The 13,568-nt window shown below is 62.3% G+C and carries 10 protein-coding genes, 4 tRNA genes and 1 riboswitch; of the genes, 5 read left to right on the plus strand and 9 right to left on the minus strand.

Features of this window, described 5'->3' with window-relative positions:
- Positions 1 to 35: 35 nt before the first annotated feature.
- The 7 genes from PSH87_RS18785 to gltX all read right to left on the minus strand — a co-directional run bounded on the left by PSH87_RS18785 (position 36) and on the right by gltX (position 3,749).
- Entirely contained in the window at positions 36 to 869 is an 834-nt protein-coding gene (locus PSH87_RS18785) for an alpha/beta fold hydrolase (RefSeq protein ID WP_017737870.1), read from the minus strand.
- Positions 870 to 884: 15 nt separating this feature from the next.
- Complete coding sequence (locus PSH87_RS18790) at positions 885 to 1,424, minus strand: TetR/AcrR family transcriptional regulator (protein ID WP_017737871.1); 540 nt, start codon at positions 1,422 to 1,424, stop codon at positions 885 to 887.
- A gap of 182 nt (positions 1,425 to 1,606) precedes the next feature.
- Positions 1,607 to 1,682: transfer RNA gene (locus PSH87_RS18795), tRNA-Glu, on the minus strand.
- A gap of 81 nt (positions 1,683 to 1,763) precedes the next feature.
- Positions 1,764 to 1,839, minus strand: a tRNA-Ala gene (locus PSH87_RS18800).
- Positions 1,840 to 1,889: 50 nt separating this feature from the next.
- Positions 1,890 to 1,965, minus strand: a tRNA-Glu gene (locus tag PSH87_RS18805).
- Positions 1,966 to 2,044: 79 nt separating this feature from the next.
- Positions 2,045 to 2,120 (minus strand) — tRNA-Ala (locus PSH87_RS18810).
- A 147-nt stretch (positions 2,121 to 2,267) separates the two neighbouring features.
- Positions 2,268 to 3,749, minus strand: a complete 1,482-nt coding sequence (gltX, locus tag PSH87_RS18815) for a glutamate--tRNA ligase (protein ID WP_017737872.1) — start codon at positions 3,747 to 3,749, stop codon at positions 2,268 to 2,270.
- A gap of 196 nt (positions 3,750 to 3,945) precedes the next feature.
- On the opposite strand from gltX, the gene PSH87_RS18820 reads away from it, so the two are divergent.
- Both PSH87_RS18820 and PSH87_RS18825 read left to right on the plus strand, forming a co-directional pair.
- A complete protein-coding gene (locus PSH87_RS18820) occupies positions 3,946 to 4,992 on the plus strand; it encodes an HlyD family secretion protein (protein WP_305430637.1) in 1,047 nt (348 codons plus the stop codon).
- A gap of 49 nt (positions 4,993 to 5,041) precedes the next feature.
- A complete protein-coding gene (locus PSH87_RS18825; protein ID WP_177325343.1) occupies positions 5,042 to 6,532 on the plus strand; it encodes an MDR family MFS transporter in 1,491 nt (496 codons plus the stop codon).
- Positions 6,533 to 6,652: 120 nt separating this feature from the next.
- On the opposite strand, the gene uvrB is transcribed toward PSH87_RS18825, so the two are convergent.
- On the minus strand, positions 6,653 to 8,668 hold the full coding sequence (gene uvrB, locus PSH87_RS18830; RefSeq protein ID WP_305430638.1) for an excinuclease ABC subunit UvrB: 2,016 nt from the start codon (positions 8,666 to 8,668) through the stop codon (positions 6,653 to 6,655).
- A gap of 343 nt (positions 8,669 to 9,011) precedes the next feature.
- Here uvrB and PSH87_RS18835 point away from each other — a divergent pair, with 343 nt between their 5' ends.
- Together PSH87_RS18835 and PSH87_RS18840 are read left to right on the plus strand one after the other, a co-directional pair.
- Positions 9,012 to 10,208, plus strand: coding sequence for an amino acid aminotransferase (locus PSH87_RS18835; RefSeq protein WP_017737876.1), 1,197 nt, complete (start codon positions 9,012 to 9,014; stop codon positions 10,206 to 10,208).
- 99 nt (positions 10,209 to 10,307) lie between these two features.
- On the plus strand, positions 10,308 to 10,517 hold the full coding sequence (locus PSH87_RS18840; protein ID WP_017737877.1) for a hypothetical protein: 210 nt from the start codon (positions 10,308 to 10,310) through the stop codon (positions 10,515 to 10,517).
- Between the two features lie 105 nt (positions 10,518 to 10,622).
- On the opposite strand, the gene PSH87_RS18845 is transcribed toward PSH87_RS18840, so the two are convergent.
- The gene (locus tag PSH87_RS18845) at positions 10,623 to 11,495 is read right to left on the minus strand and encodes a LysR family transcriptional regulator (RefSeq protein ID WP_305430641.1); all 873 of its coding nucleotides are present in this window, start codon (positions 11,493 to 11,495) and stop codon (positions 10,623 to 10,625) included.
- 103 nt (positions 11,496 to 11,598) lie between these two features.
- On the opposite strand from PSH87_RS18845, the gene PSH87_RS18850 reads away from it, so the two are divergent.
- Positions 11,599 to 12,981 carry an aldehyde dehydrogenase family protein gene (locus PSH87_RS18850; RefSeq protein ID WP_305430643.1) on the plus strand — a complete coding sequence of 461 codons (1,383 nt, stop codon included), beginning with the start codon at positions 11,599 to 11,601 and terminating at the stop codon, positions 12,979 to 12,981.
- A gap of 280 nt (positions 12,982 to 13,261) precedes the next feature.
- Positions 13,262 to 13,456, plus strand: a riboswitch (cobalamin riboswitch).
- Positions 13,457 to 13,568: the final 112 nt, after the last annotated feature.

Consider the following 13,568-nt stretch of genomic DNA (forward strand, 5'->3'; position numbering starts at 1 on the left):
TTGCTCCAGTCGATTGATCTCGGCCGGGCAGTGTATCAGGCACTTTGTCGCGCCTGTAGACGACGGCCGGCCAGCAGCGCCAGCACGCCCTCGATCACCCGGGGATCGGCCAGCACTTTCTGGTGGCCGCCCTGCTCCAGGCGCAGCAGGCGGCTGTCGAACCAGGCTTCGTGGATGGCTTGGGCGGCTTTGACCGGGACGAAGGTGTCGTCTTCGGCGTGCACGATCAGGCCGGGCATATTCATCTGATAGTGGGCAACGTCCAGATGCTTCAGTGGCATGCCGAAGGTCTGTTCGACCTCGTGGATAAACGCCGAGCGGGCCCGTGCAGGCAACCCGACCATCTTGGTGAACCCACGCAGCACATCGAGGAAACGCGACGGCGCAGCGATGCTCACCAGCGCTTCGGTGCGCAGCCCCAGTTGCACGGCCAGCATCGCACTGGCTCCGCCCATGGAGTGCCCGACCACCGCATGCAGCGGCGGCAGTTCGGCGGCCGCTTCCAGCATCGCCCGCGCGAACAGCAGCACATGCGCCTCACGCCCCGGCGAACGGCCATGGGCCGGACCCTCCAGGGCAATCACCGAGTAACCGTCATTGACCAGGGCGGTGATCAGGCTGGCGAACTGGGTGGGGCGCCCTTCCCAGCCGTGCATCAGCAAGACTGCCGGGCCTTGGCCCCAGCGCAGGGCCGACAGGCCGAAACGCAAGGTGATGCGTTCCGACTGCGCCAGCAGCGGCAACTCCCAGTCGCGGGGTGGCAGGTCGCGCGGCGTCATGAAGGCACGCCGCATCTTGTTGGCCACGGTGTGCGGCGCCAGATGCCCCAGGGTGCCGTTGAAGCGACGAATCCAGGTTAACGTGCCCATCCTTAGAGCCCTCTTCTAGCGCACGGCCGACTTGGCGGCGCGCAATACGCGGTCAGACAATTCACCGGGGCCCAGCGCACGCGCCAGGGCCAGGCCACCGATCATCAGCGCCATGTCAGCCAGGGCCTTGTCGGTGTCTTCGGGGCTGGCGGCCAGTTGGGCGGCCATCAGCTCGCAGTGTTCGTTCAGCGCTTGGCGGAACTCGTCCGGCAGGCGGCTCATTTCGCCGACGGTCGCCGGGATCGGACAGGCCTGAACGCTGGAGTCGCGATGTTTGCGCGACAAGTAGAACGCCGCCACAAGGCCTCGGCGCTCTTCACCCGTCAACAGCGCATCCATATCGTCAATGGCCGCACGACGCTTGGCCAGCAGTTCGGTGAACGCCTCCAGCATCAGCGCGTCCTTGCTTTCAAAATGCGCGTAGAAACCACCGACGGTCAGCCCCGCCGCGCCCATGACTTCACCCACACTCGGCTCGGCCGGGCCACGCTGGATCAATGCCGCGCTGGCAGCCTGCAAAATGCGTTCGCGGGTTTGCGCTTTTTTATCGCTCATCAAAGCCTCCGGTTCTCATGGGTTGAATATTATTACCATAATAATATTTGGCAAGCGACAGGCACGACCATTGGTCTGAAGAGAAAGCAGGAAGGGAAGAAAGAATTGGCCAAACGCCAGACAAACAAAAGGGCCATTCAATAATTGAATGACCCTTAAAAATCCCGCAGAGCGGGTAATCGTGGCGTCCCCTAGGGGACTCGAACCCCTGTTACCGCCGTGAAAGGGCGGTGTCCTAGGCCACTAGACGAAGGGGACACAAACCTTCTGTACAACCGATCAGTGCTGAGAACTGATCTGATTCAAGGACGGTGTGGCCGGAACCTTGAACCTGTAAATTGGTGGAGCTAAACGGGATCGAACCGTTGACCTCTTGCATGCCATGCAAGCGCTCTCCCAGCTGAGCTATAGCCCCGTATTTTTCGCCTCGCGGCGCAGCAGACCTTTCGAGCTGCTTGTTGAAACTGGCGTCCCCTAGGGGACTCGAACCCCTGTTACCGCCGTGAAAGGGCGGTGTCCTAGGCCACTAGACGAAGGGGACAAAACCTTCTGTACAACGTGATCAGCGCTGAGAGCTGATCGATTCAAGGACGGTGTGGCCAGACCTTGAACCTGTAAATTGGTGGAGCTAAACGGGATCGAACCGTTGACCTCTTGCATGCCATGCAAGCGCTCTCCCAGCTGAGCTATAGCCCCTCATCGGTGAGGACGGGGCGAATCTTAATGGCGCTTTGGAAGTGTGTCAAATTTATTTTCAACATTTTCCAAAGTTTTTTGCCGGGATAACAATCACTTACCGGCGAAACCCCGGAAAACCGGGGTTTCGCCGTTGCAACGGGCTGATTAAGCGATAGCGCCCAGCAGCTTTTCCCACTCTTTGTTTTCTTTCTTCGAGACACCACCAAGCAAATCAAGGGCTTGGCGCAGACGGAAACGGGTGAGGTCCGGGCCGAGAATTTCCATCGCATCCAGCACCGACACCGAACTCGCCTGCCCGGTGATCGCGGCAAACATCAGCGGCATGGCGTCGCGCAATTTCAATTCGAGGGATTCCACCACCGCCTGGATCGTCGCGGTGATCGCATCCTTCTCCCACTGACGCAGGCTTTCCAGCTTCCACAGGATCAACTGCATCAACTGGCGCACCTGGTCGCCCGAGAGCTTCTTGGATTCGAACAACTTGGCATCCGGGTTCACACCCCCGGCAAAGAAGAAGCTGGCCAACGGCGCGACCTGGCTGAATGTCTCCACCCTGCCCTGCACCAGCGGCGCGATCTTCATCATGTACTCAGGGTTCAGCGCCCACTGCTGCACACGGCTGGCGAATTCTTCCACCGGCAGGTCACGCAGCCACTGGCCGTTGAGCCACGACAGCTTCTCGATGTCGAATATCGGCCCACCCAACGAGACGCGGGACAGATCAAAGTTATCGACCATTTCCTGCAACGAGAACTTCTCGCGCTCGTCCGGCATCGACCAACCCATGCGGCCCAGGTAGTTGAGCATCGCTTCCGGCATAAAGCCCATGCGCTCGTAGAACGTCACCGAGGTCGGGTTCTTGCGCTTGGACAGCTTGCTCTTGTCCGGGTTACGCAGCAGCGGCATGTAGCACAGCTGCGGCTGTTCCCAGCCGAAGTATTCGTAGAGCAGGATCAGCTTCGGCGCCGACGGCAGCCATTCTTCGCCGCGCAGCACGTGGGTGATGCCCATCAGGTGGTCATCGACCACGTTGGCCAGGAAGTACGTCGGCAGGCCGTCGGTCTTCATCAGCACTTGCATGTCCATGCGGTCCCACGGGATCTCGACGTCACCGCGCAGCATGTCCGGCACCACGCACACGCCTTCGCTCGGCACTTTCATGCGGATCACGTGGGGCTCGCCGGCCGCCAGGCGCTGCGCCACTTCTTCCTTGGACAGCAGCAGTGCGCGGCCATCGTAGCGCGGGGTTTCGCCGCGGGCCTGTTGCTCGGCGCGCATCTGGTCGAGTTCTTCAGCGGTGCAGAAGCACGGGAACGCATGCCCCATGTCGACCAGTTGCTGGGTGTACTGCTTGTAGATGTCGCTGCGCTCGCTCTGGCGATACGGGCCGTGGGGGCCGCCGACGTCCGGGCCTTCGGCCCAGGTAATGCCCAACCAGCGCAGGGCATCGAAAATCTGCTGCTCCGACTCACGGGTCGAGCGCACCTGGTCGGTGTCTTCGATCCGCAGGATGAATTCACCACCGTGCTGCTTGGCAAAGCAGTAGTTGAACAAGGCGATGTAGGCAGTGCCGACGTGGGGATCCCCAGTAGGCGATGGCGCGATGCGCGTGCGGACGGTGGTCATGGCGGGTCTCGAATGGGCGATGAAACTGGAATTGAAACAAGGGGCGAATGGTAACAGCCCTCGGCACTTGGGCTCCAGCACCCACCCTATCGAGCATGGCATTTAGGCCAAGCTTCGGTCTCAACGCCAGTCATGGCTATTGGACAGATGCTTGGGTGGCTATATTCCATTACCTCTTGTTACAGACACTGCCCCCATGCCAGCCCCATTGAAGCGCCGCCTGTTTATCTTCGTGTTTATCGTGATCCTGATCGGCCTGGGCTTCTTCGCCCACTGGTTCTTCAAGGGCCGCTTCTATGAAAGCACCGACAACGCCTACGTGCAGGGCGAAATCACCCGCGTCTCCAGCCAGCTCGGCGCGCGCATCGTCGAGGTCAAGGTGGGTGACAACGAACACGTGCAAAAAGGCCAGCTCCTGGTGCAACTCGAAGGCGACGACTTCCACCTCGCCGTCGACCGCGCCAACGCCGCCCTGGCCATGCGCGAGGCCGAACGCACCCAGGCCCAGAGCAAGCTCACCCAACAAGCCAGCCTGATCGCCGCCGGCGCAGCCAGGGTTGCGTCAAGCCAGGCCAGCCTGGGCCGTTCGCAGATCGACTTGTCCCGCGCCGAAACCCTGCGCAAACCCGGCTATGTCTCGGAAGAACGCGTGACTACCCTGTCCGCCGACAACCACATCGCCCGCTCCCAGGTGACCATGGCCGAGGCCGATTTGCAGGGCCAGCGTCAGCAGGTCAACGCCCTCAACGCCGAAATCAAGCGCCTCGACGCGCTGATCGCCAACGCCAGGACCGACCTGGCCCAGGCCGAACTCAACCTCACCCGCAGCGAGATCCATGCGCCCATCAGCGGCCTCGTCGGCCAGCGCGCCGCGCGCAACGGCCAGTACGTGCAGGCCGGCGCCTACCTGCTGTCCATCGTTCCCGACCAGGACATCTGGATCCAGGCCAACTTCAAGGAGACCCAGATCGGCCACATGCAACCCGGGCAAAAGGCCCAACTGACCTTCGACGCCTATGCCGACACACCCATCGACGCCCGAGTGGACAGCCTGTTCGCCGCCTCCGGCGCGCAGTTCAGCCTGCTGCCACCGGACAACGCCACGGGCAACTTCACCAAAGTCGTACAACGGATTCCGGTAAAACTCACGTTCGCCGCGGATAACCCGCTGCACGGCAAGATCCGTCCCGGCATGTCCGTGACCGTCAAAGTGAACATCCAAGACCAGCCCGATGGCCGGTGATCAACTGCTGCGCCCGGTCGGCGAACCGACCCGGCGCGACTGGATCGCGGTGATGAGCGTGATGCTCGGCGCGTTCATGGCGGTGCTCGACATCCAGATCACCAACTCGTCGCTCAAGGACATCCAGGGCGCGCTGTCAGCCACCCTGGAAGAAGGCTCGTGGATTTCCACCTCCTACCTTGTCGCCGAAATCATCATGATCCCCCTCACCGCCTGGCTGGTGCAGCTGCTCTCGGCGCGGCGGCTGGCGGTGTGGGTGTCGGTGGGGTTCCTGATCGCCTCGCTGATGTGCTCCATGGCCTGGAGCCTGGAAAGCATGATCGTGTTCCGCGCCCTGCAAGGCTTCACCGGCGGCGCGCTGATCCCGCTGGCGTTCACCCTCACCCTGATCAAGCTGCCCGAACACCACCGCGCCAAAGGCATGGCGATGTTCGCCATGACGGCCACCTTCGCCCCCTCCATCGGCCCGACCATCGGCGGCTGGCTCACCGAGAACTGGGGCTGGGAGTACATCTTCTACATCAACGTGCCGCCGGGCCTGCTGATGATCGCCGGGCTGCTCTACGGCCTGGAGAAAAAGGCGTCGAACTGGGACCTGCTGAAAAGCACCGACTACCTGGGCATCGTCACCCTCGCGGTGGGCCTTGGCTGCTTGCAGGTGTTCCTCGAAGAAGGCCACCGCAAGGACTGGCTCGAATCCAGCCTGATCGTCAGCCTCGGCAGCATCGCCCTGCTCAGCCTGATCACCTTTGTCATCGTGCAGCTCTCCAAGCCCAACCCGCTGATCAACCTGGGCATCCTCGCCAACCGCAATTTCGGCCTGTCGAGCATCGCCAGCCTGGGCATGGGCGTGGGCCTGTACGGCTCGATCTACCTGTTGCCGCTGTACCTGGCGCAGATCCAGAACTACAACGCGCTGCAGATCGGCGAAGTGATCATGTGGATGGGCGTGCCCCAGCTGTTTCTGATCCCGCTGGTGCCCAAGCTGATGAAATACGTGTCGCCGAAATGGCTATGCACCGTGGGATTCGGCCTGTTCGGCCTGGCGAGTTTTTCCTCGGGGGTGCTCAACCCCGACTTCGCCGGCAGCCAGTTCAACCAGATCCAGATCATCCGCGCCCTTGGGCAGCCGCTGATCATGGTCACCATCTCGTTGATCGCCACCGCCTACATCCTGCCCCAGGACGCGGGTTCGGCGTCGAGCCTGTTCAATATCCTGCGTAACCTTGGCGGCGCCATCGGCATTGCGCTGCTGGCGACCTTGCTGGATGCGCGGACCAAGACCTACTTCGATTATTTACGCGAGGCACTGGTGCCGACCAACCCGCAGGTGGCGGAGCGCTTGGCGACGTTGGCGCAGACGTTCGGCAGCGACACGGCGGCGCTGGGCAAGCTCAGTGAGATAGCGCACCAGCAGGCGCAGATCATGGCCTACAACGATGCGTTTCACTTTGTCGGGTTGGCGTTGGGGATCAGCATGGTTGCGGTGTTGTTGACCAAGGCGTTGCCGGCGGGGTTGAAGGCTGGGGAGAGTCATTGAGACCGAGTTGCCTCCATCGCAGGCAAGCCAGCTCCCACATTTGACTGCATTTCAAAGTTAGAACACGGTCAACTGTGGGAGCGGGCTTGCCCGCGATGAGGCCAGCCCAGTCACTACAAATCAAACAGCCAGCAGCCGCTCCCGCAACTTGCCAATCTCATCCCGCGTCTGCGCCGCCGCCTCAAACTCCAGATCCCGCGCCAACTGGTACATCTTCTCTTCCAACTGGCGAATGCGCTTGGTGATCTCACTCGGCGAGCGCAGTTCGCTTTCGTACTTGGCGCTTTCCTCGGCGGCCTTGGCCATGCCCTTGCGCTTCTTGCTACGCGAGCCCGGCACGACGGCGCCTTCCATGATGTCGGCGACATCCTTGAACACGCCCTTGGGCGTAATGCCGTTGGCCAGGTTAAAGGCAATCTGCTTGTCGCGACGGCGCTCGGTCTCGCCAATCGCGCGCTCCATGGAGCCGGTGATGCGGTCGGCGTAGAGAATCGCCCGGCCATTGAGGTTACGCGCCGCGCGGCCGATGGTCTGGATCAGCGAGCGCTCGGAGCGCAAGAAACCTTCCTTGTCGGCATCGAGGATCGCCACCAGCGACACTTCCGGCATATCCAAACCTTCCCGCAGCAGGTTGATCCCCACCAGCACATCAAAGGTGCCCAGGCGCAGGTCGCGGATGATTTCCACGCGCTCCACGGTGTCGATGTCCGAGTGCAGGTAGCGCACGCGCACGCCGTGATCGGCCAGGTAGTCGGTCAAGTCTTCGGACATGCGCTTGGTCAGCGTGGTGACCAGCACCCGCTCCTCCAGGGCCACGCGCTTGTTGATTTCGGAGAGCAGATCGTCGACCTGGGTCAGCGCCGGACGGATTTCGATCTGCGGGTCCACCAGGCCGGTCGGGCGCACCAACTGCTCGATCACCCGGCCGGCATGCTCGGCCTCGTAGTTGCCCGGCGTGGCGGAGACAAAGATGGTCTGCGGGCTGATGCTTTCCCATTCGTCGAAACGCATCGGCCGGTTGTCCAGCGCCGACGGCAGGCGGAAGCCATATTCCACCAGCGTCTCTTTACGCGAGCGGTCGCCCTTATACATCGCGCCGACCTGCGGCACGCTGACGTGGGATTCGTCGATCACCAACAATGCGTCGGCCGGCAGGTAGTCATACAAAGTCGGCGGCGGCGCACCCGATTCGCGGCCCGAGAGGTAGCGCGAGTAGTTTTCGATGCCGTTGCAGTAACCCAGCTCCAGGATCATCTCCAGGTCGAAACGGGTGCGCTGCTCCAGGCGCTGGGCTTCCACCAGCTTGTTGTTGGAACGCAGGTATTCCAGGCGCTCGGCCAGTTCCACCTTGATGTGCTCGACGGCGTCCATCAAGGTTTCGCGCGGGGTGACGTAGTGGCTTTTCGGATAGAAGGTGAAGCGCGGCAGCTTGCGGATCACCTCGCCGGTCAACGGGTCGAAGGCCGACAGGCTCTCGACTTCATCGTCAAACAGCTCGATGCGAATCGCTTCCAGATCGGATTCGGCCGGGTACACGTCGATCACATCGCCGCGCACGCGGAAGGTGGCGCGGGCAAAGTCCATGTCATTGCGGGTGTATTGCAAATCCGCCAGGCGGCGCAGCACTTCGCGCTGGTCGAGTTTGTCGCCGCGATCCACGTGCAGCACCATCTTCAGATAGCTTTCCGGGCTGCCCAGGCCGTAGATGCACGACACCGTGGTGACGATGATCGCGTCCTTGCGCTCCAGCAGCGCCTTGGTCGCCGACAGCCGCATCTGCTCGATGTGGTCGTTGATCGACGCATCCTTCTCGATAAAGGTATCGGAGGACGGCACATAGGCTTCGGGCTGGTAGTAGTCGTAGTAGGAAACGAAGTACTCGACGGCGTTGTTCGGGAAGAACGACTTGAACTCGCCATACAACTGCGCAGCCAGGGTCTTGTTCGGCGCCAGCACCAAGGTGGGCCGGTTAACCTGGGCGATCACGTTGGCAATGCTGAAGGTCTTGCCCGAACCGGTCACCCCGAGCAGCGTCTGGTGGGCCAGGCCGGCCTCGATGCCCTCGACCATCAGGCGAATCGCCTCGGGTTGGTCGCCGGCGGGTTCAAAGCGGGTGACGAGTTGGAAATCCGACATAACGTACCTCTTGAAATCACCCCAGACTGTAAACCCGTCGGGAACGAAAAAGACCGCTCCCCGCGAAGATTCAGAGCGGGCAGCAGGAAAAAACCATGATAGCCGTAGAAGTGGTGGCGAATGTGACGGGTTTCAAGGCAATCGTCCTACACGCCCTGAACGGTCAATGTTGCAATAAGACTAACGGTCAGCAAATAAACCGAAAAACTTGGCCGAAAAGCCGTTTCGGTTGTCGCCTCAGGCGGTGATGGCCTCTATACTAGCTCCCCGTTTGTGCACCGCTCTAGTGCATTCGGCTGGAGCGCGACACGTCCCTCCTTTCCCCCATAGAGCTGCCGCAAAAATGAGCCTGTTCTCCGCTGTCGAAATGGCACCACGCGATCCTATCCTGGGCCTCAACGAAGCATTCAACGCCGATACACGAACCACCAAGGTCAACCTTGGCGTAGGCGTTTACTGCAACGAGGAGGGGAAGATTCCACTCTTGCGTGCCGTTGCCGAAGCGGAAGCCATTCGCGTGGCGCAACACGCCGCCCGTGGCTACTTGCCAATCGACGGCATCGCGGCCTACGACAAGGCCGTGCAAACCCTGCTGTTTGGCGCTGAATCGCCGCTGCTGACCGCTGGCCGCGTCACCACCGTGCAAGCGGTTGGCGGCACCGGCGCACTGAAAATCGGCGCTGACTTCCTCAAGCAACTGCTGCCAGACGCCGTCGTAGCGATCAGCGACCCAAGCTGGGAAAACCACCGCGCGCTGTTCGAAACCGCCGGCTTCCCGGTGCAGAACTACCGCTACTACGACGCCGCCACCCACGACGTCAACCGTGCCGGCCTGCTCGAAGACCTCAACGCCCTGCCGCCACAATCCATCGTGGTGCTGCACGCCTGCTGCCACAACCCGACCGGCGTCGACCTGAGCCCGGCCGACTGGCAGAACGTGCTGGACGTGGTCAAGGCCAAGAACCTCGTGCCGTTCCTCGACATGGCCTACCAGGGCTTTGGCGACGGCATCCACGAAGACGCCGCCGCGGTGCGCCTGTTTGCTGAATCGGGCCTGACCTTCTTTGTGTCCAGCTCGTTCTCCAAGTCGTTCTCGCTGTACGGCGAACGCGTCGGCGCGCTGTCCATCGTCGGCGAGTCCAAGGAAGAAAGCGCGCGCATCCTGTCCCAGGTCAAACGCGTGATCCGCACCAACTACTCCAACCCGCCGACCCACGGCGCGGCGATTGTCGCTGCGGTGCTGAACAGCCCTGAGCTGCGCGCGCAGTGGGAAGCCGAACTGGCCGAAATGCGCCTGCGCATCCGTGGCATGCGTGAGCAAATGGTGTCGGAATTGGCCAAGGCTGCTCCGGGCCATGACTTCAGCTTTGTCGGTCGCCAGCGTGGGATGTTTTCCTACTCCGGCCTGAGCGTTGAGCAGGTCACCCGCCTGCGCAACGAGTTCGGCATCTACGCCCTCGACACGGGCCGTATCTGTGTCGCGGCGTTGAACCAGTCGAACATCGACGCGGTCACAAAGGCAATCGTTCAGGTGCTGTAAGCCGGTAACCGTTGCACAGAAGGGGAAGCCAATGGCTTCCCCTTTTTTGTCGCCAGCCCCTAGACTGAACCTTGCCCGCCCCTTTGCTGTGAGAGCCTTATGAGAAACGACGACCTGGACCTGCGTGCCGACCGCGATGAGCTGGATGACTACACGCCGCGCGCGCCGCAGGTTAAGCGGCAGAAAAGCCTAGTGTTGCAGGTGGCCCTGGGTGTGTTCCTTGGTGGCCTGGCTCTATGGCTGGTGCAACTGGGTGCGACAGCACTGATGACCAAGCTCGCCATGGGCACCCTGCAATTCGGCGGCTAGCACCGATCAAACTGTGGGAGCTGGCTTGCCTGCGATGCAGGCGACTCGGTACATCAGGTCCACCCAGTTGATGCCATCGCAGGCAAGCCAGCTCCCACACTTGATCTATGTTGGCTCTAGAACGCGTTCTTCCAGCAGCTTCACAAAGCTGTTCAGGCTCTGCGACACCGTCCCCCGCCGCCAGATCAGCCAGGTGTGCAACACCCGAAAGCTGTCCATCAACGGCCACACGCTCACCGCCGCAAACCCCGGCATGCTTTCCAGCATGCTGCGCGGCATCAGGGCCAAGCCCGCGCCGGCGCTGACGCAGGCGAGCATGCCGTGGTACGACTCGATCTCGAAGATCTTGCCCGGCACTGCGCCATCCTGGGAGAACCAGCGCTCAAAGTGGTGCCGGTACGAGCAGTTCGAGCGAAAGGTGTAGATGTTCTCGCCATTCACATCCTGGCCCCGGGTGATGGGCGCGTGATGCAGCGGCGCGATCACCACCATCTCTTCCTCAAACACCGCCACGCCTTCCAGCGTTGCATGCAACACCGGCCCATCGACAAACGCCGCCGCCAGGCGCCCCGACAGCACGCCTTCGATCATGGTGCCCGACGGCCCGGTGCTCAGGTCCAGTTCGACTTTGGTGTGTTTCTGGTTGTAGGCCGCGAGCAAGGCCGGGATACGCACCGCCGCGGTGCTTTCCAGTGAGCCGAGGGCAAACGCGCCCTGGGGCTCCTCCCCCGCCACCGTCGCGCGGGCTTCCTGCACCAGGTCGAGGATGCGCCGCGCATAGCCGAGGAAATTCCAGCCCGCTGGCGACAGACGCAGGCGGCTCTTCTCGCGGATAAACAACTCCACGCCCAGGTCCTGCTCCAGTTGCTTGATACGGGTGGTCAGGTTCGACGGCACCCGATGAATCAACTGCGCGGCGGCGCTGATGCTGCCTTGCTCGGCAACGGCCTTGAAGATTTCCAGCTGCACCAGGTCCAAGTCATTCTCCAATCGTGAACGTATTGCTTAATATTATTCAGTTTCCAGAAAAGAGCCAGCCCCGTAGGCTGAACCCCACTTACTCATTCAGCAGGACGGTGCCATGAACGCGACCACCCACGCCCTCTCGATCAACCCGGCCAACGGCGAAACCGTCGGCAGCTACCCATACGAAAGCGAGTCGCAGCTGGACGCCGCCCTCGACCGTTCCACCACCGCCTTCCGCACCTGGCGCCGCCAGCCGGTCAGCCAGCGCGCCGAGCTGTTGCTGGCCCTGGCCGCCGCCCTGCGCGAGCAAGCCGAAGACATGGCGCAGATGATCACCCTGGAAATGGGCAAGCCCATCGCCCAGGCCCGTGCCGAAATCGAAAAATGCGCCCAGCTCAGCGAGTGGTACGCCGCCCAAGGCCCGGCCATGCTCGCGCCGGAGCCGACCCTGGTGGACAACGGCAGCGCCCAGATCGAATACCGCCCGCTGGGCCCGATCCTCGCCGTGATGCCGTGGAACTTCCCGGTCTGGCAAGTGCTGCGCGGCGCCGTGCCGACCATGCTCGCCGGCAACACCTACGTGCTCAAGCACGCACCCAACGTGATGGGCAGCGCCTACCTGATCCTGCAAGCCTTCAAAAAGGCCGGCTTCGCTGACGGTTTGTTCGAAGTGCTCAACGTGACTCCGGACGGTGTGTCCAAAGCCATCGCCGACCCACGCATCGCTGCCGTCACCCTCACCGGCAGCGTGCGCGCCGGTATCGCCATCGGCTCCCAGGCCGGTGCCGCGCTGAAAAAATGCGTGCTGGAACTGGGCGGCTCCGACCCGTTCATCGTGCTCAACGACGCCGACCTCGACGCCGCCGTACAAGCTGCGTTGATCGGCCGCTTCCAGAACAGCGGCCAAGTCTGCGCTGCCGCCAAGCGCCTGATCATCGAAGCCGGCGTGGCAGAAGCCTTCACCGCCAAGTTCCTCGAAGCCAGCCGCGCGCTGGTGATGGGCGACCCGACAGACGCCAGCACCTACATCGGCCCGATGGCCCGCTTCGACCTGCGCGACGAGCTGCACGGCCAGGTCCAGGCCACCCTGGAAGAAGGCGCGACCCTGCTGCTGGGCGGCCATAAGGTCCCAGGCGCAGGCAACTACTATGAGCCCACCGTACTGGCCAACGTCACCGACCAGATGACCTCGTTCAAACAGGAACTGTTCGGCCCCGTCGCCTCGATCATCACCGCCCGCGACGCTGACCACGCCGTTGCACTGGCGAATGACAGCGAGTTTGGCCTCACCGCGAGCATCTTCACCACCGATGCGGCGAAAGCCCGCGATATCGCCAACCGCCTGGAAACCGGTGGGATCTTCGTCAACTCGTTCAGCATCTCTGACCCTCGGGTCGCGTTTGGCGGGATCAAGAAGAGTGGCTTTGGCCGGGAGCTGTCGCACTTCGGCGTGCGCGAGTTCTGCAATGCGCAGACTGTGTGGCTGGATCGTAAATAAACCAGGCAACCAGTGCCGCCGCCTTCGCAGCCTCGCTGGCGCTCGACAGCTCCCACAGGGATTGGCTGTGTCCGTGAGACCTGGGTCCGAACACTGTCAGCCCTACCAACACAGTCCAACTGTGGGAGCTGGCTTGCCTGCGATAGCGGTCTGTCAGTTAAAGAGATGCAAGCTGACCCGCCGCCATCGCAGGCAAGCCAGCTCCCACACAAGCCAGTTCCCTCAGAGATCGCATTTGTTCTGCGATTTCCCCGTTGCAACTCCCCCTTCGCACCACGATCGACTACCATGGCGCGCCGGTTCCCGAAGGGGACTAACAGGGAATCCCCAGCGCGCCCCATCGCGCCAATCGGAACTGCCCCCGCAACTGTAGGTGCCGAGCCTGCTCCCCACTGCCACTGGACGCTGTCCGGGAAGGCCGGAGCGAGGCGACGACGCACCAGTCAGGAGACCTGCCGGCCCAGCGTTATCACCAACCGGCGGGGTGTCCGGGAAGGACATCCTTGCGCGGCCCCGGCGGCCGTGTTCGTGGGTGTATTTCCACTACCGTACCTCCCCAGTCCACTGTACGGTCCCAACGGAGATTG

Origin of the sequence: Pseudomonas sp. FP453 (genome assembly GCF_030687495.1) — a bacterium.
Taxonomy (GTDB): Bacteria; Pseudomonadota; Gammaproteobacteria; order Pseudomonadales; family Pseudomonadaceae; genus Aquipseudomonas.